The following is a 25,556-nucleotide window of genomic DNA, read 5'->3' on the forward strand; positions in this document are numbered from 1 at the left end:
AAACGCGAAGGTTCGATAAGCGCGACGATTCCAGGGCGTGCCGGCGCGCTACGGCTTGTCCGCCGCGCCCTTGGCGGGCGCCCGCTTGCGCGGCGCCCGCGGCTTGGCGGCGCTCTTGCGCGCCGCCTTGGGCTTGCCGGCGGCGGCGGGCGGGGCATCCGCCGCGCCCGGCGGCGGCGTTTCGCCCGCCGGGGCCTGCATCGACGCGGCCGTGGCCGCGGCCAGGTTGTTGAATTGCTGCTGCATCAGGTCCCACCAGGCCTGCGACGCCGACTGGGCCGCCGCGTTGATGGAGGGAGGAACGGCGCCAGCTTCCGCAGCCGGCGCGGCGGCCTGGCCACCCGCTTGGCCGGTCGGCGCGCCGCCGCCCTGCGGCGCCGGCTTCAGGCCCAGCGCCACTTCCAGCGGCGAAGCGCCGCCCGCGGCCTCGTCGGCGCCGACCGACGACACGCTGTCGACGAACGAGCGCAAGGTGGCAATGGTGGCGCGCTGCACCTCCAGCCCCTGGATCGAGCTCGACAGCATCGACAGGTTCAGGCGCAGCCAGTTCTCGACGCTGCGCAGTTCGTTGATCCGGCGGTCGAGGTCTTCCAGGTTCATGGGCACCGCCATGGGCAAGGCCTGGGTCAGGCCGCCCGGGCCCGCCAGCCCGGCCCACGCCTGGCGCATCATTTCCATGCTCGCCAACAGGGGATTGCCGGACAGATCCGAATTCTGGCCCATCCCGGGCAGCACGAACGGATTGGTGTGCGAGTCGCTCATTCGGTCTCCTGCGATGGCTGGGGCGCGCCGGCCCGTTATCGACATGCGGCGGGCCGGTATGCGACCCGCATTATCGCTGCCCGATATTACGCTCGATTCCAGCCCCTGCCAAAACGCCGGATGACCTACGCCGCTGGCCGCAAGTCTGCCACGGAACGGCCGCTCGCCATGCTGCGAATTCTTTGCACCTGTATCCGGGCGCGCCGGCCGCGCGCTCAACCCGGCAGCAGCTGGTCGTTCTCGACCCGCACCCGGTCGCCCGAGGCGAACGCGAAGGGCTGGGCGCTGCGGAACTGGCGCCGGCTGCCATCGCTCATGCGCACGGTCAGCTCATAATGCGTCACCGTCTGTTGCTCACGGATATTGCGCTCGACTTCACGGCCAGCCAGCGCGCCGCCCACCGCGCCCAGCACGGTCAGGGCGTCGCGCCCGTGGCCGCCGCCGAACTGGTTGCCCACCACGCCGCCGACCACGCCGCCGGCGACCGTGCCGATCAGATGGTTGCTGTCATCGCGCACCGGCACCTGCACGGTGCGGATGCCCTCGACCACGCCGCAGGTGGCGCAGGCCGGCGCGCCCGCCTGGGCGGGCTGCTGGGCAGGTTGCGCCGATTGGGCCGGCTTCTGGGCCTGCTTGGGCGCCTGCTGCGGCGCGGAAGCCACATTGGCGGCCTCCGGCCCGGCCAGCGCGGCCTCTTGCGCCGAGGCGGCCGCCTGCGGCGACGACCCGGCCGACAGGTTGGGCAAGACCCCCGTCATGGCCGCCACGGCGACGGCGCTGAGAATGATGACGGAAACGGCCGCGGCGCCCAGCAACGGGTGCAGCCTGCGCCTGGGCGCGGATTCTGAGGGACGATTCATGTCGGTTCTCCGGCAACGACTACGGCCCGTTGTATAGCACCGCCGCCGCGTTTCCGCGTATTGCGATGGTGACCCTTTGCAAAGAATACGCCATTCGCCGCGCTGGCAATTCTGGGACAATGCCACGATGGATACGCCGATCACCCTGCCCGAGCTGGAACAAGCCATCAACTACTGGCGCCACCGCGCGCCTTCGCAGGGCGACGAGTCCCGCCTTTGCGCCCAGGCCGCCGCGCTGGCCACCCCCTATGCGCTGATGATCATCGGCCATCGCCGCGACATCACCCCCGCCGAGCTGAGCCAGGCCGCCCGCGCCGCCTACCAGGCGTGGCTGGACAGCCGGAAATAAGGCGCGCGGCCGGGCGCTTTGGGCGTCCACAGATATCGGCCCCCCATGCGGGGACAGATACCGTCTTGGCAGTCAACCGTTCATGGCGTAGCGCGGTGTGCCCTGTCCCAGTGGGGACAGGCACACCCTGCCACAGATGTCAGTCCTCATGCGGGGATGGACACCCCGCGTCTACAGCAAGGCCTTGATGTCGTGCGCCAGCGCTTCGGCGCCGGCGGTATTGGTGGCCAGTACGCGCGATTCGCCCTTGCCGTCGAACAGGTAGAAGGCGGCGGTATGGTCCATGGTGTAGTTGGCCCCGTCCTGGGTCGGGACCTTGGCGTAATAGGCCTTGAACGACGCGGCGGCCTGCTTGATCTGCTCGGGCGTGCCGGTCAGGCCCAGGAAGCGCGGATCGAACGTCGTCACGTACTGCTTGAGTATTTCGGGCGTGTCGCGCTCGGGGTCCACGGTGACCAGCAGCACCTGCACGCGGTCGGCGTCCGGCCCGAGCTGCTTCATGACCTGCGACAGCTCGGCCAGCGAGGTCGGGCAGACGTCGGGACACTGGGTGAAACCGAAGAACACCACCACCGCCTTGCCGGCGAAGTCCTGCAGGGTGCGCGGCTTGCCGTTGTGGTCGACCAGCGCCAGCTTCTTGCCCAGTTGCGTACCGGTGATATCGCTGCCCTTGAAGGCCGGCGCGCTTTCGCCGCAGGCGGCCAGCAGCGCGGCCACGCCCATCGCGGCTACGGCTTGCAGCGCACGGCGGCGTGCGGAAGTAAAGGCGAACATCGAAACAACCCTCCTACAGTCAGCGCAGCAGGCCGACCCAGTGATCGATCAGCAGCGCGCCGAACAGCAGCGCCAGGTACAGGATCGAGAAGCGGAACAGGCGGCGCGCCAGCGCATCGCTGTATTCGCGATACAGGCGCCAGGCATACCAGACGAACATACCGCCCAGGGCCAGCGCGCTGGCCAGGTACAGCGCGCCGCTCATGCGGATGGCGTACGGCAGCAAGGTGGTGGCGAGCAGGGCGAAGCTGTAGAGCAGGATATGCAGCCGCGTGAATTGCTGGCCGTGCGTCACCGGCAGCATGGGCAGGCCGGCCTTGATGTAGTCGTTGTTGCGGTACAGCGCCAGCGCCCAGAAATGCGGCGGGGTCCAGATGAAGATGATGAGCACCAGGACCCAGGCCTCGGCCGGCACGGAATCGGCCACCGCGGCCCAGCCCAGGGCCGGCGGCATGGCGCCCGACAGGCCGCCGATCACGATGTTCTGCGGCGTGCGCGGCTTGAGGATGACGGTGTAGATGATGGCGTAGCCGACGAAGGTGGCGAAGGTCAGCCACATGGTCAGCGGGTTGACCAGGTGGTACAGCACCAGCATGCTCGCGCCGCCCAGCAGGCCCGACAGGCTCAGCACCTGGATGTCGGAGATGGTGCCGCGCGCCGTCGCGCGCCGCGCGGTGCGCAGCATGCGGGCGTCGACCTCCTGCTCGATCAGGCAGTTGATGGCGAATGCCGCGGCGGCCAGCAGCCAGATGCCCAGGGTGCCAAACACCACGTGGCTCAGATCTGGCATGCCAGGCGCGGCCAGGAACATACCGATCACCGCGCAGAATACCGCCAGCTGCGTGACACGCGGCTTGGTCAGGACGAGGTATTGGCGCAGCAATCCGGTTTGGGGGGCAGCAAGACTGGACATGGTCGCTATTCTAAACGCGATCGAATTGGGGCCGGATCACCCCGGCGGCTTGCGGCGCGTCGGCCAGGCGCACCAGGATGACCACGGCGGCCAGGGTCAGCCCGGCCGCCCCGCCATTGTGCAACACCGCGATCAGCAGCGGCCACTGGAAGAAGATGGTGGTCAGCCCGGTGAACAGCTGGGCCGCCAGCAGCGCCAGCATCAGCGTGGCCGGCCCGCGCAGGCCCGGCTCGCCGCGCAGGCGCCAGGCCAGCACGCCGACGTAGGCGAACACCACGAAAGCGAAATTGCGATGCGTCCAGTGGATGGCGGTCAGCGCGTGCTGGGAAATCATTTCCCCCGAGGGCAGCTCGCCCAACGCGCGAATCAGCGAAAAACCGCCATGGAAATCCATCTCCGGCAGCAACTGGCCATGGCAAGTCGGGAAGTCCATGCAGGCCAGCGCCGCGTAATTGGTGCTGACCCAGCCGCCCAGGGTGATCTGCGCCAGCAGCAGCAGAAACCCGACCGTCATCCACGGCCGCCAGCGCCGTGTCTGCGGCGACAGGGGCGCGTGCGGCCGTTCGCGCGCCGACAGCCAGGTCATCAGCGACAGCACCAGCAGGCCGAACACCAGGTGCGCGGTCACCACCACCGGCATCAGCTTGTGGGTCACCGTCCAGGCGCCGAACGCGCCCTGCACGCACACCGCGATCAGCGCGCCGACGGCCAGGGCCGGCGAGCGGCCCAGCTCGCGCCGGTAGCGCCAGGCCATCCAGACGATGGCGATGATCAGCATGCCCAGGAAGGCGCCGACGTAGCGGTGGATCATCTCGATCCAGGCCTTGGACAGAGTGACCGGCCCGAACGGCATGCTGCTGGCGGCCTGATGGATGTCGGACATGGCGCCCAATGGAGTCACGCTGCCGTAACAGCCCGGCCAGTCGGGGCAACCCAGCCCGGAATCGGTCAGGCGCACAAAGGCGCCGAACATGATGAGGTCCAGCGTCAGGAACCAGGTGAAGAAGACGAGTTTGCGATAGCGCTGCTTGATGCGGTCCATGGTCAGCCGATGCGCGAGTTGTACAGAAGCCTGCTGATGTCCTTGCGCACCTTGACGCCATCGGCGTCGGGAGGGAACTGCAACATCAGGTTGCCCAGCGGGTCGATGACCCACATGGGCCCGAACAGGGCCGCCGACGCGGCGGCGTCCTGCCCCAGCAGATAGCGACCCAGCTGTTCGGGACGGGCGCGCAGCATCAGGGTGCCGCGATAGGCGTCCAGCACTTTCTGCGGCACCTCCCCGTCGTCGGTGATGAACCAGACGCGCTGCACGCGGTCGACGTTCTTGCCCTGGCTGGCGTGGCTGTTGCGGGTGATGAACAGCTTGCGGGCGCAAGATTCGGGGCAGGCGGCCTGGTCGGCCACGCCCAGCAGCCACTTGCCCTTGAGCCCGGCGGGGTCGAACGGCTTGCCGTCCAGGGTGGTCAGCTGCAGCTGCTGCGCCGTCGGCATGGGCCGCTGCGGCTGCACCAGCGTGCCGTAGTTGCTGCTGTCCTCGGGCCACCACTGGGGATTGTTGTACACGATGACGGCCGCCAGCACGGGGGCCAGCGCGCACAGGAACACCAGCACCAGGGGCAGCATCGAGCGCTTGGGCGCGGAAGGAGCAAAAGAGCGGGCCACGTATGTTTTCCTGTATCGGGAGGGATCAAGCCTGGCGCCGGCGCCGCCAGGCGCGCGCGGCCACGACCAGCCAGGCGATGGCGGCGATGCCGGCAAACGCGAACCATTGCATGGCATAGCCGATGTTCTGGTTGTAATCGACCGAGGGCTGCGGCCAGTCGCGCGCCAGGCCGTCGTTGTGCTCGCCGGTCTGCATCAGCACCGTCGGCAGCAGCGTCAGGCCGCTGGCGCGCGCGTAGTCGTCGAGCTGCAGGTTCTGCACCACCGGCGGCAGCGCCCCGGATGCCGGCAAGGTGTCGGGCAGCTTGCCGGCGCGCGCGTCGCCGAACGACCACAATTCGAACAACCTGGGCACGCGCGGCATCAGTTCGCCGGTGACCGCCTGCGGGCCGGCCGGCGGCGCCGGCACCGAAAGCGTCTGGCCGGCGCCCAGCGCGCGCGGCAGCCAGCCGCGCAACACCAGCACGGCCGCCCCGCCGGCGTGCAGCCGCAGCGGCGTGGCCAGCCAGTAACCGGGCCGCCCGCCATGGTTGCGATTCTCCAGCAGTACACTGAACTGCGGCAGCCATTGGCCCTCGGCGCTGGCGGCGCGCCATGCGGTCAGCTGCGGCGCCGGCGTATCGGGCGCCAGGGCCAGCGGCGCCAGCGCGCGCCCGCCCTCGATGGCGGCCAGCACGGCGCGGCGCTCGTCGGCGCGATGCAGCTGCCAGCGTCCCAACGATGCGAGAATGGCAGCCGCGATACCCAACAGCAACAAGGCTGCCAAGGTCAATTTCCACGAGTGCGGTCGAGCCATGTCTGCAATAATTTCCGTTTTGCGCCGGAGGCCTGCATGCGCGTCATAGTCATAGTGGCCTTCATCGGTATTCTCGCCAGCCTGGCATCCGCCCTGGTCTACCTGATGAAGGACAAAGGCAGTACCAACCGCACGGTCAATGCGCTGACGGTGCGCATCGGGCTGTCGGTTGCCCTGTTCCTGTTCGTGCTGCTGGCCCATCACCTGGGCTGGATAGAAAGCACGGGATTGAGATAGCGCACGGCGGCGCGAGTTCCCGCGGCCGCGCCCTGCATGATAGCCCTGCCGGCGAACGAATGCCCCCTTGCGGGGGCATTCGTCGTCAAGGCTCGCTGCGGCGGCGGGTCTAGAACCAGTACACGAACAGGTACAGGCCCAGCCACACCACGTCGACGAAGTGCCAGTACCAGGCCGCGCCCTCGAAGCCGAAATGGTTGTCGGCGGTGAAGTGGCCGCGGATCAGGCGGATCAGGATCACGGTCAGCATGGTGGCGCCCACGATCACGTGAAAGCCGTGAAAGCCCGTCAGCATGTAGAACAGCGACCCATACGCGCCCGAATTGAACTTCAGGTTCAGGTCGGCATAGGCATGGATGTACTCGGCGGCCTGACAGGCCACGAAGATGAAGCCCAGCGTCACCGTCGCGAACAGCCAGAAGATGGCCTTGCCGCGCAGGTTCTCGCGCAGCGCGTGGTGCGCGATGGTCAGCGTCACGCCCGAGGACAGCAGCAGGGCGGTGTTGATGGTGGGCAGCCAGAACGGGCCGACCGTCTGGAAGTGCTCGACCACGCCGGCCGGGCCGAAGTTGGGCCAGGTGGCGTTGAAGTCGGGCCACAGCAGCAGCTTGTGGTCCAGGTCACCCAGCCAGGGCGTGGTGATGGTGCGCACATACCAGAGCGCGCCGAAGAAACCGGCGAAGAACATCACTTCCGAGAAGATGAACCAGCTCATCCCCCAGCGGTACGACGCGTCGATACGCTTGCTGTACAAGCCGCTCTCGGACTCCTGGATGGCGTCGCCGAACCAGAAGTACAGGGTGAGGAACAGGCCGATCACGCCGGCCAGCACCACCCACTTGCCCCACACGGCGCCATTGACCCAACCGGCCGCGCCCAGGCCCATGGCCAACAGTGCCAAGGCGGTCCGCACGGGGTGCCCGGAATCTGCAGGCACGTAGTAGTACGGGGCCTCTTTGCCTTGAACCGAGTGGCTCGCACTCATGGTCTTCTCCCTGGTACAGATTGTTGAATTATTGCTTCATGCCAGGCCGGCGACGGCCCAGCGCACGATCGCCACCAGGGCGATCACGAAAATTGCAGCAGCCAGCAGGCCGGCCACGATGACATGCACCGGATTCAGCCTGGCGATGTCGTCCTGGTAGCCCGCACCCTTGCGCACCCCGAAAAAGCCCCACAGCACGGCTTTCATGGTCTGGAAAAAGCTCAGCTTGCGCTGGCTGAGCTTGTGCAGGTCGTCGGTCATGTCATGCCCTCCGTCAGCCCGTCACGCCGGCAAACAGCACGGCGCCGCGGATAAAAGTCCAGACGAACACCGCCGCGACCAGCGCCAACAGGATGAGGGCGACGTTGCGATTGCGGCGGCGTTGTTCAGGAGTCATGTTACTGCCTTGCTACGTAGGGGGTGCGATGACCTTACTTTACTTCGGGCGGGGTTTCAAAGGTATGGAACGGCGCCGGCGACGGCACGGTCCACTCCAGGCCTTCGGCGCCTTCCCAGGGCTTGGCCGAGGCCACTTCGCCCTTGCCGCGGTAGCAGCGCAGCACGGCCCACAGGAAGATCAGCTGCGACAGGCCGAACCAGAACGCGCCGATCGTGGCCAGCTGGTGGAAGGTGGTGAACTGCGCGGCGTAGTCGGCGTAGCGGCGCGGCATGCCGGCCAGGCCCAGGAAGTGCATCGGGAAGAAGGTGATGTTGAACGAAATCATCGACGACCAGAAATGCAGCTTGCCCAGCTTCTCGCTGTACATGCGGCCGGTCCACTTGGGCAGCCAGTAGTACGTGCCGGCGAACAGCGCGAACAGCGAGCCCGCCACCAGCACGTAGTGGAAGTGCGCCACCACGTAGTAGGTGTCGTGCACCTGGATGTCGATCGGCGCGACCGACAGGATCAGGCCGGTGAAGCCGCCGATGGTGAACACGAAGATGAAGCCCACCGAGAACAGCATCGGCGTCTCGAAGGTCATCGAGCCGCGCCACATGGTGGCCACCCAGTTGAACACCTTCACCCCGGTCGGGATCGAGATCAGCATGGTGGCGTACATGAAGTACAGCTGCCCGGTCACCGGCATGCCCGTGGTGAACATGTGGTGCGCCCAGACGATGAACGCCAGGATGGCGATGGCGGCGGTGGCGTACACCATCGACGCATAGCCGAACAGCTGCTTGCGGGCAAAGGCCGGCACGATGGCCGACACGATGCCGAACGCCGGCAGGATCATGATGTAGACCTCGGGGTGCCCGAAGAACCAGAACACGTGCTGGTACATCACCGGGTCGCCGCCGGCGGCCGCGTTGAAGAAGCCGGTGCCGAAGTGGCGGTCGGTCAGCACCATGGTGATGGCAGCGGCCAGCACCGGCAGCACCGCGATCAGCAGGAACGCGGTGATCAGCCAGGTCCAGCAGAACAGCGGCATCTTCATCAGCGTCATGCCGGGCGCGCGCATGTTCAGCACCGTGACGATGATGTTGATCGCGCCCATGATGGACGAGGCGCCCATGATGTGCAGCGCGAAGATGGCCAGGTCCATGCCGGGGCCCATCTGGGCCGACAGCGGCGCATACAGCGTCCAGCCGGCGGCGGTGGCGCCGCCGGGCACGAAGAACGACACCGTCAGCATGATGCCGGCGACCGGCAGCAGCCAGAAGCTGAAGTTGTTCATGCGGGCGAACGCCATGTCGGAGGCGCCGATCTGCAGCGGGATCATCCAGTTGGCGAAGCCCACGAACGCCGGCATGACGGCGCCGAACACCATGATCAGGCCGTGCATGGTGGTGAACTGGTTGAACAGTTCGGGGCGGAAGAACTGCAGACCGGGCTCGAACAGCTCGGTGCGCAGCAACAGGGCCAGCACGCCGCCTTCCATCAGCATGAAGAACGAGAAGATGAGGTACATCGTCCCGATATCTTTGTGGTTGGTAGCGAAAAGCCAGCGGCGCCAGCCGCTCGGCATGGCGTGGTGGTGGTCATCGTGACCGTGGCCGTGGCCCGGCGACACGTGGTCTACAGTGACGCTGCTCATGATGGACTCCTTCCTGCTGATTGCCGGCCTCGGTCCAGGAGGCCGGCAGGGATCTCGATCGAACGTAACGGTGGAAACTGCCAACTACAGGAACAGCAGCGGGGCGCGCTTCAGCGCGCCGCCACCACGTCCTTGGGTTGGACCACCGGGTCCTGGCCCTTGCCTGCATTGCTCCAGGCATTGCGCGTGTAGGTGATGACCGCTGCGACTTCGACATCGTTGAGCTGGCCGCCGAACGCCGCCATGGCGGTGCCGGGCTTGCCCTTGAGCACGGTATTGATCTGCGCGGCCTTGGGGCCCAGCACGACGGGATCGCCGTCAAGCGGAGGGAACGAGCCCGGAATGCCCTTGCCGTTGGCCTGGTGACAGGCCACGCAATTGGCGGCAAACACCTTCTCGCCGCGCGCAACCAGTTCGGCCTGCGTCCATTCCTTGTTGGGATCGTCCGCCGAAGCCGCCATCTTCTTTTTCTGATCGGCGACCCACTTGTCGTACTCGGGCTGCGCCAGCACTTCCACCACGATGGGCATGAAGGCGTGGTCCTTGCCGCACAGTTCGGCACACTGGCCACGATAGATGCCGGGCTTCTCGGCGCGGAACCAGGCATCGCGCAGGAAGCCGGGGATCGCGTCCTGCTTGACGCCGAAGTCCGGAACCATCCAGGAGTGGATGACGTCGCCGGCGGTCAGCACCACGCGCACCTTCTTGTCGACCGGAACCACCATGTGGTTGTCGACTTCCATCAGGTAGAACTGGCCCTTGGGCTCGCGGTTCTCGATCTGCGCGCGCGGCGTGGACAGGGTGGAGAGGAACTTGATGCCGGCGGCTTCGCCGTCAAGGTACTCGTAGCCCCACTTCCATTGGTAGCCCGTGACCTTGACGGTCACGTCGGCGCTGGAAGTGTCCTTCATGGCGACCACGGTCTTGGTGGCCGGCAGCGCCATGGCGATGACGATGAGGAAAGGAATGACCGTCCACGCGACTTCCACGCCCAGGTGCTCGTGGAAAGTGGCGGCCTTGTGCCCGCGCGACTTCCGGTGCGCCCAGATCGAATAGAACATCACGCCGAACACGCCGATGAAGATCACGATACAGATCGCGAGCATCATCCAATGCAGCCACACGACGTCTCGCGAGATCTGCGTGACGCCTTCGTGCAGGTTTAGCTGATTGACCCTTGGGCCCCCGGGCATGTCTTGCACTTGCGCCGCGGCCGCGCTGCCAATCAGCAGCGCACAAGCGCCCAGTATCCCTCTCCACTTCTTCATGCTTACCTCGAAACACGGCACGATGCCCGTTCCTTGATACGCCGTACAGGCCGTCCTAAAGGCGGGCAAACGCGCGATTTATTAGACGGTAGGGCAAGGCAGGGTAGAAGCAGCCCCGTCGATCCCACTCGAATTCACAAAGAAACCGCGGAATTATAGCGGACGCGCAAACGAATGTAATTTTGCTCACTTGAATTCGTTCCGCAGCGCCCCCATCTGTGCGCCCGCCATCGGGTCCCCGGCGCGCGGCTGAACTAAAATCCATCGCATGCCAGACACTCACTATGCAAGCCAGCAGCGGCTCACGAGGCTGTATGCCGAGCTCGGCCAACGCGCCCAAGCCCTGCCGCCCGACCAGGCCCGGCCGCTCTACATTGCCGGCCATTGTTGCGGCTGGGTCACGCATGCCGCGTGCGACGCCCTGCGCGCCAGCGGCCTGGCCGACCTGCAGCCCGACGCCGACGGCCTGCGCATCGGCGCCGATCTCGCGCCTGGCCCGACGCTGGACGCCTTGCTGGCCCAGGTTGCGCAATCTTTACGCGATGCCCGTTGCCTGCGTGGGTGGCGCGACGAATTGCTGGACGTCTGCGCCGGCGATCTGCGCCTGGGCGCCATCGAGCGCGCCGCGGTGCGGCCGCTGGGGCTCAATACCCGCGCCGTGCACCTGAACGCCTGGACGCCGCAAGGCGAACTGTGGATCGCCCGCCGCGCGATGACGAAGTCCACCGATCCGGGCATGTGGGACACCCTGGTGGGCGGCCTGGCCGGCAGCGGCGAAAACCTGGAAACCGCGCTGGTGCGCGAATGCGGCGAAGAAGCCGGCCTGGATCCGCACCAGCTGGAACAACGCACCCCGCTGCGCACCATCCTGCACATGCACCGGCGACTGCCCGAGGGCTACCAGGTCGAAGACCTGCTGACCAGCACGTGCGTATTGCCGGCCGACGCACGGCCGGCCAACCGCGACGGCGAAGTCATGGAAATCGCCACCACCAGCGTCGACCACGCCGTACGCCGCATCGAAGCCGGCGAATTCACCCTGGAAGCCGCGCTGGTCATCGTCGAGGACATCATGCAACGCAGAGCCGAAGGCACAACCTGACCCCCGGGTGCCTGTCCCCGCAGGGGGACTGGTACCCGCCGACTTCCCGGTGCCTGTCCCCGCGGGGACAGGCACACTGCCGTACGCCATGCCACTCGGCCGCCTACGCCGGCGCCGAATCCTCCGAGGCCGTGCTGGCGGCGGCCGCCGCCGCGGCTTGCGAGTATTGCTTCCACACCTCGATGGCGCGCATGCGCTGCTTGGCAACGGTCTGGATGCGCTCGTGCAGGTGCTCGTCGCGCGCCAGCAGGGCATGGAAATCGCGCGCCGACAGCATCAGCAGCTTGCTGTAGCCCAGCGACGTGACATCGGGCACCAGTTGCTCCTCGCCCAGCAGGGCGAGCTCGCCGAAGAACTCCCCGCTGCCCAGTTCGATGGTGGTGTGGTCGGGCAGATGCACCACCACGGCCCCGGACGCCACGATGCACATCTCCTGGCCATGGCGGCCCTCGGTCAATATATGCTGGTCGGGCAGGGCCAGGCGCGGCTTGAGCAGGCGGCAGATCGCGCGCAGCGAATCCTGGCTCAGGCCCTCGAACAGCGGCACGCGCTTGACCAGTTCGGCCGAGCCCAGCTCGATGTCCAGTGGCGGATGCTTGTCGATGTGCTGCCAGCGGGCTTTCAACTGCGCCATCAAGTCGGCATAGACTTCGCCGCTGATGAGGAACTGTTCCAGCATGTCGCGATAGCGCCGGCGCTCCAGCTCGCGCGCCACCCGGCCCAGGTGGCTTTCCTGCAGCCAGAGCGAATACGACGGGTACTGCAGCGTCAGCGCCTGCAGCGCGTTCTCGATCAGGTCCAGGCGGCGCTGGTGCGCGGCGATGATGCGGTCTGCGGCCTCTTCGCCCAGCAGGGGGGCCACCTGTTCGCGCGCGAACTTCATCAGGTCCCGCGCCACCGACCGCTTGGTCAGCAGGCTGGCGAAACGCTTGCCCAGCTCGCGCGCCAGCCAACCCTGGAAGCCGAACATGTAGTGCGTCCGCAAGGCCATGCGGAACAGCCGCGAATAGCGCACGTCGGCAACGATGCCCGCCTCGAAGCCGGCCAGCCCGCCGGCGCGCACCGCGTCTTCCAGGCGCTCGGCGCGCGCCAGCAGGCCTTCGGCCAGGCGCCAGTCGACGATCTGCGCCTTCAGGATATCGAAGAACATTTCCTCTTCGCGCCGGGCCACGATGGACAGGCCGACCGCCACCCGCTGGTCCAGCGTCATCTGGCCGACCTGCCCGTCGTGCACGCTGGTCAGGCTGGCATCGAACACCGCCCGGATGCGGTCGCGCGCCTCGGGATTGACATGGTCGACCTTGGCGATCTCCTCGGTGCGGCCCTGCAGGTCCTCCAGCGCGGCCGCCAATACCTGGTTGCGGATGGTGCGCTCCACCGGGGACAACTGGTTCAGGCCCAGCATGCGGATCAGCGGACGCAGGCTCACGCCGTTGATCATCAGGGTCATCAGCACGAAACCGGTGGTCGCCACGGCCACGAACTGGCGCGCCTGCTCGGGCACCGAACTCTGCTCGGTCACCGCCAGGGCCAGCGCCAGCGACACGGCGCCGCGCAGGCCGCCCCACCACATGACGCTCTTGTACGGGTTGCTGACCTCGGCGCCGATGCGCGCCACCCGCAGCAGCGGCAGCAGGCCGAACACCACGATGGCGCGCGCGGCCAGGGTGGCGGCGAACACCACCAGCACCAGCAGCAGCTCCTGCCAGTCCGCCTCGGCCATCAGCTTGGGAATCAGCATGGCCGCGAACAGGAAGATCAGAGAATTGGCCCAGAAGCCGAACTGCCCCCAGGCGCTGGACAGGAACTCGAACGTGGTGGGCGACATGCGCGTGCGCCCGGTCGAATCCACCACCAGTCCCGCGATCACGGTGGCCACCACCCCGGACACGCCCAGGTAATGCTCGGAAATGAAGAACGACAGATAAGCCAGCGTCAGCGTCAGGGTGATTTCGGCGGTCGGAAAGCCGCGCAGCCAGGCAAACAGCGCGCATGCCAGGCGCCCCATCAGGAAACCGGCCAACCCGCCGCCCACGAAATGGAAAATGAAATCGTTGAAGACCGCGCCCACCGACAGCTCGCCGCTGCCGCCCAGCGCCGCCAGCAGCACTGAATACAAGGCGATCGAGGCCGCGTCGTTGAACAGGCTCTCGCCCTCGACCAGCGTGGTCAGCCGCTTGGGCGCGCCCACTTCGCGGAAGATGCCCACCACCGCGGCCGGGTCGGTCGTGGCCACGATGGCGCCCAGCAGAAGGCAGACGATCAGGCCATACGACGAAACGGCGTCGACCGCGAAACCCACCACCAGGGTGCACACCACGACCGCCACGATGGCCATCATCAGGATTGGACCGATATCGTCGATCAGCCGGCGCACGTTCATCGACAACGCGGTCTCGAACAGCAGCACCGGCAGGAACACCATCAGGAAGGTTTCGGATGAAATCTCGAAATGCTCGATGGTGTCGAGCAGGTCGCCCAGCACGGGCGGGGCCCAGCCGTGCAAATGCACGCCGATGCCCAGCAGGCAGCCGACCAGCGCCAGCAGCACCGAATAGGGCAGCTTGAGGCGGCCGGCAAGCGGCGGCATGAAACAGACCAGCGTCAGCAGCCCAGCCAGTCCAAACACGAGAAAACCGATATCCATGGGCGTGACTTCTTGTCCTGGCTGCCTTATAAAGAGCAACAAGAATAGCGTTTTTTTCCGGAAAACCGACGCTGGCCGGCGGCCGGGCGCACACTTGGTTACGCGGCCGGCATGGCGCGCCCGGCCTGTGCCGGGAAATTTCGGTATGGTGAAAACCCCGTTTGCCCTGGAGCCATCTTGTCCGATTCCGCCGCCCCCGTTCGCGCCGACGCGCCCGCCGTGCTGGTGCAATTGACCGACATGCACCTGTTCGACGAACCGCATACGGCGATGCTGGGCGTGGATACCGAAGCCAGCCTGCAGGCCGTGCTGCGGCAAGTCGGCGAGGATGGCTTGAACCCCGACGCGCTGCTGCTCACCGGCGACCTGTCGCAGGACGGTTCGCCGGCCTCGTACCAGCGCCTGCACGCCCTGCTGGCGCAGACCGGCTTGCCGGTGCGCTGCCTGCCCGGCAACCATGACGCGCCTGCCACGCTGCGGGCGGAACTGGGCGCGTGGAGCGACCCGGTGCTCGACCTGGGCGCCTGGCGCATCGTGCTGCTGGATTCGACGGTGCCCGGCTCCAACGGCGGGCATCTCGCAGACGATCAGCTCGACTTGCTCAGCCGCGCCGCCCGCCTCGCCGGCGACCGCCCGCTGCTGGTGGCCGTGCACCACAACCCGGTGCAAGGCGACCCCGACTGGCACGACACCATGATGCTGGACAACGCGCAACTGCTCTTCCAGCGCCTGCAGCGCCTGCCGCAGGCGCGCGTGCTGCTGTGGGGGCACGTGCACCAGGAATTCGACTGCCGCCGCCACAACCTGCGCATGCTGGCCACGCCGTCGACCTGTTTCCAGTTCGTCGTGCGCGACGGCAAGCATTGCGTGGACGACGCCGCGCCGGGCTATCGCTGGCTGAAGTTGTATGCGGATGGATCGCTGGCGACCGGCGTGCGGCGCCTGGACGGCGACCGGTGGCGCGCCTTGCTGCGCCAGAACGCCGGTTGAACCGGGCCGCCGCGGGCGGCTTGCGCAACGAGCAGGCAAAAAAATGGGGCACCGATATGCTAGGTGCCCCGCAAGCATCCGTCTCATAGGGGAGGGGAAAGAGGAGAAGCCGAGACGGATGACAAGACTGCAACCGTTGGCATGGCCAAGTTCGCGGTCTACGTATGTTTAGGCGCACGAGCCGCGATTTAGTTTCCAGCGTGCCAGGGTGGCGGACAAGTATTTTGTATCTGAACGTATCAAAAATGCGGGGTTCCCCGTCGAGGCCCGCATGTCATGGCGTAGGAGGGTGTGCCTGTCCCAGCGGGGACAGGCACACCCTGCCGCAAAGGCCCCCAAAAAAACAGACCGCCGTAGCGGTCTGTCTTGCATGCGCGGGCGCCGCGTACGGCGTCAGGCGGGGGTCAGCGCACCGCGCATTTTCTTCAGCGCCGCTGCTTCGATCTGGCGCACCCGTTCGGCCGATACGCCGAACTCCTGGGCCAGTTCGTGCAGGGTCAGGCCGCCGTCGTCCTGCAGCCAGCGGGCCTCGATGATGCGGCGCGAACGCGCGTCCAGCGCTTCGAGCGCCCGGCCCAGGCCGGCGCCCTGCAGGTCGTCGTGCGCCATGCGGTCCAGCACGCGGCTCGGCTCTTGCCGGCCCTCATCGGACAGATAGGCGATCGGCGCGAAACTGTCGTCATCGTCGTCCTGGCTTTCCAGCGACAGGTCGCGCCCGGACAGGCGCACTTCCATCTCGCTGACGTCCTCGCGGCGCACATTGAGCTCGCGCGCGATGTGGTCGACCTGCTCGGGATCCAGCGTCTGGCCGTCGGGGCGCATGCTGCGCAGGTTGAAGAACAGCTTGCGCTGCGCCTTGGTGGTGGCCACCTTGACCAGCCGCCAGTTGCGGATGATGAATTCGTGGATTTCGGCCTTGATCCAGTGCACGGCGAACGACACCAGCCGCACCCCGCGCTCGGGGTCGAAGCGCTTGACGGCCTTCATCAGGCCGACATTGCCTTCCTGGATCAGGTCGGCGTGCGGCAGGCCGTAACCCAGGTACTGGCGCGCCACCGACACCACCAGACGCAGGTGCGACACGACCAGTTCGCGCGCGGCCTCGAGGTCGCCTTCGTCGCGCAGGCGGCGCGCGAGCTGGCCTTCCTGTTCGGCGGTCAGGATGGGCAGGCGGTTGACGGCGGAAATGTAGGCATCGATGGTGCCAAGCGCACCCGGGTTGGCCACCGCCAACGCCAGGGCGTTGCCGGAAAGGGCCAACGAACTACTGGGTTGAGTCATGTTTGCGGCCTCCAGGGGAAGGTTGTCTACAGGCATGGAACGATGTTAGCACTCCACGCAATCGAGTGCTAATACGACTGCTGCGCCGCGCCAAAGTTCCGGAATTTCCCAGTACGCAGGATATTTTTCTATGCGTCCCTTATTTACCAGCCCAATTGCTTCAGGCGCTCGGCCGTGGCCGCGTCCGCCGGCCGGATGAACAGCGCGCCGCGCGGGTCCAGGTACACCTGGTAGCGCGCGCCGTCGAACATGGGCATATATGCTGCGCTGCCAAACTGGACATCCACGAACGGCAGCCAGTTGGGCACCAGCCGCTTGACCTGGGCCAGGTCCGGCGCCGGCCAGTCGTCCAGGGCATGCACCGAGCGGGGCGCCGAGCGTTCGCGCGCCGTGTCCTGGTAGCGCCCCGACAGGCGCTCCAGCCGGTACAGCGGCGGGACGCCCGCCAGCAGCGCCGGCAGCCGCCAGCGCACCACCTTGGCATCGATCTGCCATTGGTCGCCGTACAGGGTGTAGTCGCGCATCCGCTGGTCGGGGGTGCGCGTGGCCAGCTGGAACTGGCCATCGCCCTGCTGGCGCACCATGACCTTGGCCACCGGCTTGTCGTCGGTCAGGCGGACAAACTGCACCAGCGACAGGGCCAGCAGGCCCGAAACGCCGGCCAGGGCCAGCAGCAGCAGGCCGAACAGCCGGCGCACCGGCCGCAGCCGGAACACGCGGCGGCCGGCCTCGTCGCGCGGGCCGCCGCGTCCGAACAACATGGCCAGGCCCGGCAGCAGCACGATCAGCGCCGCCAGGCCGATCCAGGCAAAGGAGCAAGAGCGTCGATCACTGGGGTCCTTGCGCGGGCATCCGGGCCGCCCAGTATATAAAGCGGCCCGGGCCCGGCCTGTTACCCCAGCCGCTCGACGTGAAACCGGATGTGATCCTCGATGAAGGTCGAAATGAAGTAATAGCCGTGGTCGTAGCCCTCGTGCCGGCGCAGCGTCAGCGGCTGGCCGGCGTGGCGGCACGCCGCTTCGAACAGCTCGGGACGCAGCTGCTCGACCAGGAAACCATCGGCCAGGCCCTGGTCGACCAGGATGCCTTCCGGATAGGGCTGGCGCAGCGTGCGCATCAATGCGCTGGCGTCATAGGCCTCCCAGGCCTGGCGGTCGGGGCCCAGGTAGCGTTCGAAGGCCTTGTGGCCCCACGGCACCTGGGCAGGCGCGACGACCGGCGCGAAGGCCGAGACCGAGCGGAACTTGTCCGGATTGCGCAGGGCCAGCACCAGGGCGCCATGGCCGCCCATGGAGTGGCCGAAGATGCCCACCCGTCCCGCGTCGCCCGGCAGCTCGCCGGTGACGATGCCATGCAGCTCGTCGACCACGTAGCTGTACATCCGGTAGTGGCTGCGCCACGGCTCGGCGGTGGCATCGAGGTAGAACCCCGCGCCGACGCCGAAGTCCCAGTGCTCGTCCTCGCCGGGGAGGCCGGCGCCGCGCGGGCTGGTGTCCGGCGCCACCAGCATCACGCCGTGCTGGGCGGCCAGGCGCTGCGCGCCGGCCTTGATCATGAAGGTTTCCTCGGTGCAGGTCAGCCCGGCCAGGTAGAACAGCACCGGCACCGGGCCGTGCGCGGCCTGGGGCGGCACGAAGACCGAAAAGCGCATGGGCAGGCCGATCTCCTTCGAGGCATGGCGATAGTAGCGTTGCCAGCCATCGAAGCAGCGATGCTGCGATACGAGTTCCAGGACCGCCATGTCAGTACACCACGACGGAGCGGATGGACTCGCCGCGCTTCATCAGGTCGAAGCCTTCGTTGATGCGGTCCAGGGGCAGGGTGTGCGTGATCAGGTCATCGATGTTGATCTTGCCTTCCATGTACCAGTCGACGATCTTGGGCACGTCGGTGCGGCCGCGCGCGCCGCCGAACGCCGAGCCTTTCCACTCGCGGCCGGTCACCAGCTGGAACGGACGGGTGCTGATTTCCGCCCCGGCCTCGGCCACGCCGATGATGACGGACTGGCCCCAGCCCTTGTGGCAGCACTCCAGCGCCTGGCGCATGACCTTGGTGTTGCCGATGCACTCGAACGAATAGTCCGCGCCGCCGTCGGTCATCTGGATGATGTGGTCGACCACGTTCTCGACTTCGCTCGGGTTGACGAAATGGGTCATGCCGAACTTGCGCGCCATGGCTTCGCGCGCCGGATTGAGGTCCACGCCGATGATCTTGTCGGCGCCCACCATCTTCGCGCCCTGGATGACGTTCAGGCCGATGCCGCCCAGCCCGAACACCACCACATTGGCGCCGGCCTCCACCTTTGCGGTGAACACCACGGCGCCGATACCGGTGGTGACGCCGCAGCCGATATAGCAGATCTTGTCGAACGGAGCGTCGGGGCGCACCTTGGCCAGCGCGATCTCGGGCACCACGATGTGGTTGGCGAAGGTGGACGTGCCCATGTAATGGAACAGGGGCTTGCCGTCGATCGAGAAGCGCGAGGTGCCGTCCGGCATCAGGCCCTTGCCCTGGGTGGTGCGGATGGCCTGGCACAGGTTGGTCTTGCGCGACAGGCAGAATTTGCACTGGCGGCACTCGGGCGTGTAGAGCGGAATGACATGGTCGCCTTTTTTCAGCGTGGTCACGCCCGGCCCCACGTCCATGACCACGCCCGCGCCCTCGTGGCCCAGGATCGCCGGGAAAATTCCCTCCGGATCAGCACCTGACAAAGTGTAATAATCGGTGTGACAGATGCCGGTGGCCTTTATCTCCACCAGGACCTCTCCGGCCTTGGGGCCCTCGAGGTCGACGTCTTCGACCGTCAACGGGGCACCAGCTTTCCAGGCGATAGCGGCTTTCGTCTTCATATATTGCTCCTGATGTCCTAGGGAAACCTGCGGGTATTGATCCTTGACTTCGGATGTTAACCTGCGTGAATCTAGCCTGATCTGTCCACTGGCTTCCCATACAGGCTTGACCGAAGGCAATAGCGGCACTATTTATATAACCGTGGCACTCCATCCAACCCGTTAGCGCGAAGCCCCCAGCTTATGGCCCGTCTGCCCCGCTTGTACGCCCCCGGGCTGCCCCAATTGGTGCAGGCCAATTTCGTCCAGCCGCTGGTGCCGCCCTCGCAGCCGGCGCCGCAAGACATCCTCAACCAGCTGGGAAGCTGGCTGGGCGAGTCGGCCCAGCGCCATCGGGTCGGCGTGCACGCATGGGTGCTGGCCAATGACCGGATCCTGCTGCTGGCCACGCCGGCCGACGAGGAAGGCCTGCCGCGCCTGATGCAGACGCTGGGCCGCAATCTGGCCGCGCGCCTGCGCGGCGGCCGGGTGTTTGCCGGCCGCTACCGCTCCGCGCTGCTCGAGCCGGGCGCCTGGGTGCTGCCATCGCAAGTCTGGCTGGAAACCTACCCGGTGCGCAGCGGCGCCGCCACGGAGCCGGACGGCTGGCCCTGGTCGTCGGCCGGCAGCCACACCGGCAACACCGGCGCGCCCCCGGCGCAATGGCAATCGGATCACGCCGATTACTGGGCCTGCGGCAATACGCCGTTCGACCGCCAGGCCAATTACCGCCGCCTGCTGCACGACGGCCTGTCGCGCGAACAGACGCAACGCATCGAGCAGGCGGTATCGGGCCAATGGGCGCTGGGCAGCCCGGCATTCATCGCCAGCCTGGCCCACACCGCCAGCCGCCGCGTGGCCCCCGGCCAGCGCGGCCGGCCTCGCAAGAAGCCCGCGCCGGCCGCGGCCGACACCCCCGATACCCCCGGTACGGTCCACACACCGACCACGCCGAATACCTCGAACTGAAGCGCCGCCCCGGTCGGGGCGTTGCATGCTGCCCACCCGGCCCCTGTGCCGCGTGGGCATTTTGCTGCGCCCGCCGGGCCGGCTCCGTGGCGCAGAAACAATAGGGGACACATAAAGACTGAACGGCCTCAAGCGGGAGGCAAGGCCGTGCTTTCCTGGGCATCCGGGCCGGCCGGCGCCGCGATCGGCCATTGCAATTATATGTCCCCAATAATTTCATCTATGAGAAACAATGGATTAAATTAGGGTCATACCCCATATTTTTGGCTTGCATGCGCACATCCTGCGCAGTATTGTCCCTTTGCACTGCAACATTCTCGACGCAGGCAACTACGGAGCGCGTTATGCCCTATACCAAGTCTTCCGATTCCTGTCGCCCGGTCGCGGCGACCCCCATCGACGCAAGCCGTATCGGCCTGCCCGCCCCCCAGGGCCTGTATCACCCGCACAACGAGCACGACGCCTGTGGCGTCGGCTTCGTGGCCCATATCAAGGGCCGCAAGAGCCACTCCATCATCCAGCAAGGCCTGAAGATCCTGGAAAACCTGGATCACCGCGGCGCCGTGGGCGCCGACAAGCTGATGGGCGACGGCGCCGGCATCCTGATCCAGATTCCCGACGCGCTGTACCGCGACGAACTGGCCCAGCAAGGCATCGTCCTGCCGCCGCCGGGCGAATACGGCGTGGCAATGGTGTTCCTGCCCAAGGAAACCGCCTCGCGCCTGGCCTGTGAACAGGAGCTGGAGCGCTCGGTCCGCGCCGAAGGCCAGATCGTGCTGGGCTGGCGCGACGTGCCGGTGGACGTCGAAATGCCGATGTCGCCCGCGGTGCGCGGCCTCGAACCGGTCATCCGCCAGCTGTTCATCGGCCGCGGCGCCGACGTGATGGTGCCCGACGCGCTGGAACGCAAGCTGTACGTGATCCGCAAGACCGCCAGCCACGCCATCCAGAACATGCGCCTGGCGCACAGCAAGGAATACTTCGTGCCCTCGGCCTCGGTGCGCACCGTGGTCTACAAGGGCCTGCTGCTGGCCGACCAGGTCGGCCGCTACTATCGCGACCTGGCCGATCCGCGCACGGTATCGGCGCTGGCGCTGGTGCACCAGCGCTTCTCGACCAACACGTTCCCCGCCTGGCCGCTGGCCCACCCGTACCGCATGATCGCCCACAACGGCGAAATCAACACGGTCAAGGGCAACTTCAACTGGCTGCGGGCCCGCGAGGGCATGATGCAGTCCGCGGTGCTGGGCGACGACCTGAAGAAGCTGTACCCCATCGTCTACGAAGGCCAGTCCGATACCGCCACGTTCGACAACTGCCTCGAACTGCTGGTGAACTCCGGCTATTCCCTGGCGCACGCCATGATGATGATGATCCCGGAAGCCTGGGAACAGCACACGCAGATGGACGAAAGCCGGCGCGCCTTCTACGAGTACCACGCCGCCATGATGGAGCCCTGGGACGGGCCGGCCGCGGTCGCCTTCACCGACGGCCGCCAGATCGGCGCCACGCTGGACCGCAACGGCCTGCGTCCGGCGCGCTACCTGATCACCGACGACGACATGGTCATCATGGCGTCCGAGGCGGGCACGCTGTCGATCCCGGAAAACCGCATCGTCAAGAAATGGCGCCTGCAACCGGGCAAGATGTTCCTGATCGACCTGGAGCAGGGCCGCATCATCGACGACGGCGAGATCAAGCTGCAGCTGGCCAACAGCCGCCCGTACCGCCAATGGATCGAACGCCTGCAGGTCAAGCTGGAATCGCTGCCCGCGCCCAGGACCGCCTCGCCGGCCACCCAGACGGCCGTGCCGCTGCTCGACCGCCAGCAGGCGTTCGGCTGGACCCAGGAGGATTTCAAGTTCATCCTCGAACCCATGGCCGCCAGCGGCGAGGAAGTGATCGGCTCGATGGGCAACGATGCCCCGCTGGCCGTGCTGTCGAACCGCTCCAAGCCGTTCTACAACTACTTCCGCCAACTGTTCGCGCAAGTGACCAACCCGCCGATCGACCCGATCCGCGAGCAGATGGTCATGTCGCTGGTCTCGTTCATCGGCCCCAAGCCCAACCTGCTCGACATCAACAACGTCAACCCGCCGCTGCGCCTGGAAGTGACGCAGCCCGTGCTGGATTTCGCCGCCATGGCGCAGATCCGCGACATCGACCAGGTCACCGGCAAGAAATTCCGCAGTTATGAGCTGGACATCACCTATCCGGCCGCCTGGGGCTCGGAAGGCATCGAGGCGCGCGTGGCGGCGCTGTGCGCGCGCGCCGTCGACGCGGTGCAAAGCGGCTACAACATCCTGATCGTGTCCGACCGCCTGGTCGACGCCGACCGCGTGGCCATCCCGGCGCTGCTGGCGACCTCGGCGGTGCACCAGCACCTGATCCGCGCCGGCCTGCGCACCAACGCCGGCCTGGTGGTGGAGACCGGCTCGGCGCGCGAAGTGCACCATTTCGCGCTGCTGGGCGGGTACGGCGCCGAAGCCATCCACCCGTACCTGGCGCTGGAGTCGCTGGGCCACCTGGCCGACCCCGACAAGGCGATCAAGAACTACATCAAGGCCATCGGCAAGGGCCTGAACAAGGTGATGTCCAAGATGGGCATCTCCACCTACATGTCGTACTGCGGCGCGCAGATCTTCGAAGCGGTGGGCCTGCAGCGCGCGCTGGTGGACAAGTACTTCACCGGCACCGCCTCCAACATCGAAGGCATCGGCATCTTCCAGGTGGCCGAGGAAGCGCTGCGCATGCATCACGCCGCGTTCGGCAACGACCCGGTGCTGGCCAACGATCTGGATGCGGGCGGCGAGTACGCCTTCCGCATCCGCGGCGAAGAGCACATGTGGACGCCCGACTCCATCGCCAAGCTGCAGCACGCGTCGCGCTCGAACAACTACCGCACCTACAAGGAATACGCGCAGATCATCAACGACCAGAGCCGTCGCCACATGACGCTGCGCGGCCTGTTCGAATTCCGTTTCGACCCGACCCGCGCCATCCCGCTGGACGACGTCGAGCCGGCCAAGGAAATCGTGCGCCGCTTTGCCACCGGAGCGATGTCGCTGGGCTCGATCTCGACCGAGGCCCACTCGGTGCTGGCCGTGGCCATGAACCGCATCGGCGGCAAGTCCAACACCGGCGAGGGCGGCGAGGACGAACTGCGCTACCGCGCCGAGATGCGCTCGGGCGGCAGCGCCATCAAGGACGGCGACACGCTCGCCTCGGTGCTGGGCAACGACCGCGTCGAGGCCGACGTGGCCCTGCGCGCCGGCGACTCGCTGCGTTCGCGCATCAAGCAGGTGGCCTCGGGCCGCTTCGGCGTCAGCGCCGAGTACCTGTCCAGCGCCGACCAGATCCAGATCAAGATGGCCCAGGGCGCCAAGCCCGGCGAAGGCGGCCAGCTGCCGGGCCACAAGGTCTCCGAGTACATCGCCAAGCTGCGCTACTCGGTGCCCGGCGTGGGCCTGATCTCGCCGCCGCCGCACCACGATATCTACTCGATCGAGGACCTGGCCCAGCTCATCCACGACCTGAAGAACGTCAATGCCCGGGCCTCGGTCTCGGTCAAGCTGGTCTCGGAAGTGGGCGTGGGCACGGTGGCCGCCGGCGTGGCCAAGGCCAAGGCCGACCACGTCGTCATCGCCGGCCATGACGGCGGCACCGGCGCCTCGCCGGTCTCGTCCATCAAGCACGCCGGCACGCCCTGGGAGCTGGGCCTGGCCGAAACGCAGCAGACGCTGGTGCTCAACCGCCTGCGGTCGCGCATCCGCGTGCAGGCCGACGGCCAGATGAAGACCGGCCGCGACGTGATCATCGGCGCGCTGCTGGGCGCCGACGAATTCGGCTTCGCGACCGCCCCGCTGGTGGTCGAAGGCTGCATCATGATGCGCAAGTGCCACCTGAACACCTGCCCGGTGGGCGTGGCCACGCAGGATCCGGAACTGCGCAAGAAGTTCCAGGGCAAGCCCGAGCACGTGGTGAACTACTTCTTCTTCGTCGCCGAGGAAGTGCGCGAAATCATGGCCCAGCTGGGCATCCGCAGGTTCGACGACCTGATCGGCCGCACCGACCTGCTGGACATGCGCGCCAGCGTCGAGCACTGGAAAGCGCAAGGCCTGGATTTCTCGCGCGTGTTCCATCGGATCGTCTCGGACGCCGACGTGCGCCAGACCGAAGAGCAGGACCACGGCCTGGCGGGCGCGCTGGACCACCAGCTGATCGAGCGCAGCAAGCCCGCGCTCGAGCGCGGCGAGAAAGTCTCGTTCATCGTGCCGGTGCGCAACCGCAACCGCACCATCGGCGCCATGCTGTCCGGCGCGGTGGCCGCGCGCTACGGTCACGACGGCCTGCCCGACGACACCATCCACATCCAGTGCAACGGCACCGCCGGCCAGAGCTTCGGCGCGTTCCTGGCGCACGGCATCACGATGGACCTGGTGGGCGAAGCCAACGACTACGTGGGCAAGGGCCTGTCGGGCGGCCGCATCGTAGTGCGCTCGCCCAACGACTTCCGCGGCTTCGGCCCGGACCACATCATCGCCGGCAACACCGTGTTGTACGGCGCGCTGTCGGGCGAAGTCTTCTTCAACGGCGTGGCGGGCGAGCGCTTCGCGGTGCGCAATTCGGGCGCGGCCACGGTGGTCGAAGGCACCGGCGACCACGGCTGCGAATACATGACGGGCGGCACCGTCGTGGTGCTGGGCACCACCGGCCGCAACTTCGCCGCCGGCATGTCGGGCGGCGTGGCGTATGTCTGGGATCCGGATCGTACCTTCCGCGAGCGCTGCAACAGCGCCATGGTCGAACTCGAGCCGGTGCTGCCGCACGCCGAGCAGCAATCGGCCAACGAGATCGAATCGTGGCACAGCGCGCAGCGCGGCGGCGAGCGCAGTACCGACGAAACCATTCTGCGCCGCCTGGTCGAAGACCACTTCCGCTATACGGGCAGCTTCCGCGCCCGCGAGATCCTGGGCGACTGGGAAGCGTCGCGCGGCAAGTTCGTCAAGGTCATGCCGACGGAGTATCGCCGCGCATTGGGTGAATTGTGGCGTGCAGCCAACCCGCAACAAATGGCTGCGTGAGGATTAG

Annotated in this window: 23 protein-coding genes; 6 read left to right on the top strand and 17 right to left on the bottom strand. The window is 67.0% G+C overall.

The window, feature by feature from the left end; genetic code table 11:
• Positions 1-48: 48 nt before the first annotated feature.
• Positions 49-762, bottom strand: coding sequence for a PhaM family polyhydroxyalkanoate granule multifunctional regulatory protein (locus BN118_RS18140; RefSeq protein ID WP_003815722.1), 714 nt, complete (start codon positions 760-762; stop codon positions 49-51).
• Between the two features lie 215 nt (positions 763-977).
• Positions 978-1,622 (bottom strand): glycine zipper 2TM domain-containing protein, encoded by a 645-nt coding sequence (locus BN118_RS18145; RefSeq protein WP_003815724.1) that lies wholly within the window; start codon positions 1,620-1,622, stop codon positions 978-980.
• Positions 1,623-1,749: 127 nt separating this feature from the next.
• Here BN118_RS18145 and BN118_RS18150 point away from each other — a divergent pair, with 127 nt between their 5' ends.
• Positions 1,750-1,971, top strand: coding sequence for a DUF3717 domain-containing protein (locus BN118_RS18150; protein ID WP_003815725.1), 222 nt, complete (start codon positions 1,750-1,752; stop codon positions 1,969-1,971).
• 171 nt (positions 1,972-2,142) lie between these two features.
• On the opposite strand, the gene BN118_RS18155 is transcribed toward BN118_RS18150, so the two are convergent.
• Genes BN118_RS18155 through BN118_RS18175 form a run of 5 tightly spaced genes read right to left on the bottom strand, consistent with a single transcriptional unit; the run spans position 2,143 to position 6,119 of the window.
• A complete protein-coding gene (locus BN118_RS18155; protein WP_003815727.1) occupies positions 2,143-2,745 on the bottom strand; it encodes an SCO family protein in 603 nt (200 codons plus the stop codon).
• A gap of 19 nt (positions 2,746-2,764) precedes the next feature.
• Positions 2,765-3,658: a heme o synthase gene (locus BN118_RS18160; RefSeq protein ID WP_014906103.1), complete on the bottom strand. Its 894-nt coding sequence runs from the start codon at positions 3,656-3,658 to the stop codon at positions 2,765-2,767.
• Positions 3,659-3,668: 10 nt separating this feature from the next.
• Positions 3,669-4,700 (bottom strand): COX15/CtaA family protein, encoded by a 1,032-nt coding sequence (locus tag BN118_RS18165; RefSeq protein ID WP_010931623.1) that lies wholly within the window; start codon positions 4,698-4,700, stop codon positions 3,669-3,671.
• Positions 4,701-4,702: 2 nt separating this feature from the next.
• Positions 4,703-5,323, bottom strand: coding sequence for an SCO family protein (locus tag BN118_RS18170; RefSeq protein WP_010931624.1), 621 nt, complete (start codon positions 5,321-5,323; stop codon positions 4,703-4,705).
• A 25-nt stretch (positions 5,324-5,348) separates the two neighbouring features.
• Positions 5,349-6,119, bottom strand: coding sequence for an SURF1 family protein (locus BN118_RS18175; RefSeq protein WP_023995706.1), 771 nt, complete (start codon positions 6,117-6,119; stop codon positions 5,349-5,351).
• A gap of 36 nt (positions 6,120-6,155) precedes the next feature.
• On the opposite strand from BN118_RS18175, the gene BN118_RS18180 reads away from it, so the two are divergent.
• On the top strand, positions 6,156-6,356 hold the full coding sequence (locus BN118_RS18180; protein ID WP_003815736.1) for a twin transmembrane helix small protein: 201 nt from the start codon (positions 6,156-6,158) through the stop codon (positions 6,354-6,356).
• A gap of 109 nt (positions 6,357-6,465) precedes the next feature.
• Here the strand turns inward: BN118_RS18180 and BN118_RS18185 are convergent, their stop codons facing one another.
• The 5 genes from BN118_RS18185 to coxB all read right to left on the bottom strand — a co-directional run bounded on the left by BN118_RS18185 (position 6,466) and on the right by coxB (position 10,648).
• A complete protein-coding gene (locus tag BN118_RS18185; protein WP_003815738.1) occupies positions 6,466-7,341 on the bottom strand; it encodes a cytochrome c oxidase subunit 3 in 876 nt (291 codons plus the stop codon).
• Between the two features lie 36 nt (positions 7,342-7,377).
• Positions 7,378-7,602 carry a DUF2970 domain-containing protein gene (locus tag BN118_RS18190; protein WP_003815740.1) on the bottom strand — a complete coding sequence of 75 codons (225 nt, stop codon included), beginning with the start codon at positions 7,600-7,602 and terminating at the stop codon, positions 7,378-7,380.
• A 13-nt stretch (positions 7,603-7,615) separates the two neighbouring features.
• Positions 7,616-7,738: a cytochrome oxidase small assembly protein gene (locus tag BN118_RS20975; RefSeq protein WP_003815743.1), complete on the bottom strand. Its 123-nt coding sequence runs from the start codon at positions 7,736-7,738 to the stop codon at positions 7,616-7,618.
• Positions 7,739-7,772: 34 nt separating this feature from the next.
• Positions 7,773-9,380, bottom strand: coding sequence for a cytochrome c oxidase subunit I (ctaD, locus tag BN118_RS18200; protein WP_014906104.1), 1,608 nt, complete (start codon positions 9,378-9,380; stop codon positions 7,773-7,775).
• Positions 9,381-9,490: 110 nt separating this feature from the next.
• On the bottom strand, positions 9,491-10,648 hold the full coding sequence (gene coxB, locus BN118_RS18205; protein WP_003815748.1) for a cytochrome c oxidase subunit II: 1,158 nt from the start codon (positions 10,646-10,648) through the stop codon (positions 9,491-9,493).
• 268 nt (positions 10,649-10,916) lie between these two features.
• On the opposite strand from coxB, the gene BN118_RS18210 reads away from it, so the two are divergent.
• Complete coding sequence (locus BN118_RS18210; RefSeq protein ID WP_010931628.1) at positions 10,917-11,750, top strand: NUDIX hydrolase; 834 nt, start codon at positions 10,917-10,919, stop codon at positions 11,748-11,750.
• A gap of 103 nt (positions 11,751-11,853) precedes the next feature.
• Here BN118_RS18210 and BN118_RS18215 read toward each other — a convergent pair whose 3' ends face one another.
• Positions 11,854-14,397 carry a cation:proton antiporter gene (locus BN118_RS18215; protein WP_014906106.1) on the bottom strand — a complete coding sequence of 848 codons (2,544 nt, stop codon included), beginning with the start codon at positions 14,395-14,397 and terminating at the stop codon, positions 11,854-11,856.
• A 177-nt stretch (positions 14,398-14,574) separates the two neighbouring features.
• Between BN118_RS18215 and BN118_RS18220 the strand changes: the two genes are divergently transcribed.
• Positions 14,575-15,387, top strand: a complete 813-nt coding sequence (locus tag BN118_RS18220; RefSeq protein ID WP_003815754.1) for a phosphodiesterase — start codon at positions 14,575-14,577, stop codon at positions 15,385-15,387.
• Positions 15,388-15,780: 393 nt separating this feature from the next.
• Here the strand turns inward: BN118_RS18220 and rpoH are convergent, their stop codons facing one another.
• The 4 genes from rpoH to BN118_RS18240 form a co-directional block, all read right to left on the bottom strand.
• Positions 15,781-16,704, bottom strand: a complete 924-nt coding sequence (gene rpoH / locus BN118_RS18225; RefSeq protein WP_003815756.1) for an RNA polymerase sigma factor RpoH — start codon at positions 16,702-16,704, stop codon at positions 15,781-15,783.
• A 107-nt stretch (positions 16,705-16,811) separates the two neighbouring features.
• Entirely contained in the window at positions 16,812-17,450 is a 639-nt protein-coding gene (locus BN118_RS18230; RefSeq protein WP_014906107.1) for a hypothetical protein, read from the bottom strand.
• A 110-nt stretch (positions 17,451-17,560) separates the two neighbouring features.
• On the bottom strand, positions 17,561-18,409 hold the full coding sequence (gene fghA / locus BN118_RS18235) for an S-formylglutathione hydrolase (protein ID WP_003818100.1): 849 nt from the start codon (positions 18,407-18,409) through the stop codon (positions 17,561-17,563).
• 1 nt (position 18,410) lies between these two features.
• Entirely contained in the window at positions 18,411-19,517 is a 1,107-nt protein-coding gene (locus tag BN118_RS18240; protein WP_003815761.1) for an S-(hydroxymethyl)glutathione dehydrogenase/class III alcohol dehydrogenase, read from the bottom strand.
• A 183-nt stretch (positions 19,518-19,700) separates the two neighbouring features.
• Here BN118_RS18240 and BN118_RS18245 point away from each other — a divergent pair, with 183 nt between their 5' ends.
• Both BN118_RS18245 and BN118_RS18250 read left to right on the top strand, forming a co-directional pair.
• Complete coding sequence (locus BN118_RS18245) at positions 19,701-20,465, top strand: hypothetical protein (RefSeq protein ID WP_010931632.1); 765 nt, start codon at positions 19,701-19,703, stop codon at positions 20,463-20,465.
• Positions 20,466-20,809: 344 nt separating this feature from the next.
• Entirely contained in the window at positions 20,810-25,549 is a 4,740-nt protein-coding gene (locus BN118_RS18250) for a glutamate synthase-related protein (RefSeq protein ID WP_014906108.1), read from the top strand.
• The last annotated feature ends 7 nt before the right edge of the window (positions 25,550-25,556 follow it).

It is taken from the genome of Bordetella pertussis 18323, assembly GCF_000306945.1.
GTDB lineage: Bacteria > Pseudomonadota > Gammaproteobacteria > Burkholderiales > Burkholderiaceae_B > Bordetella > Bordetella pertussis.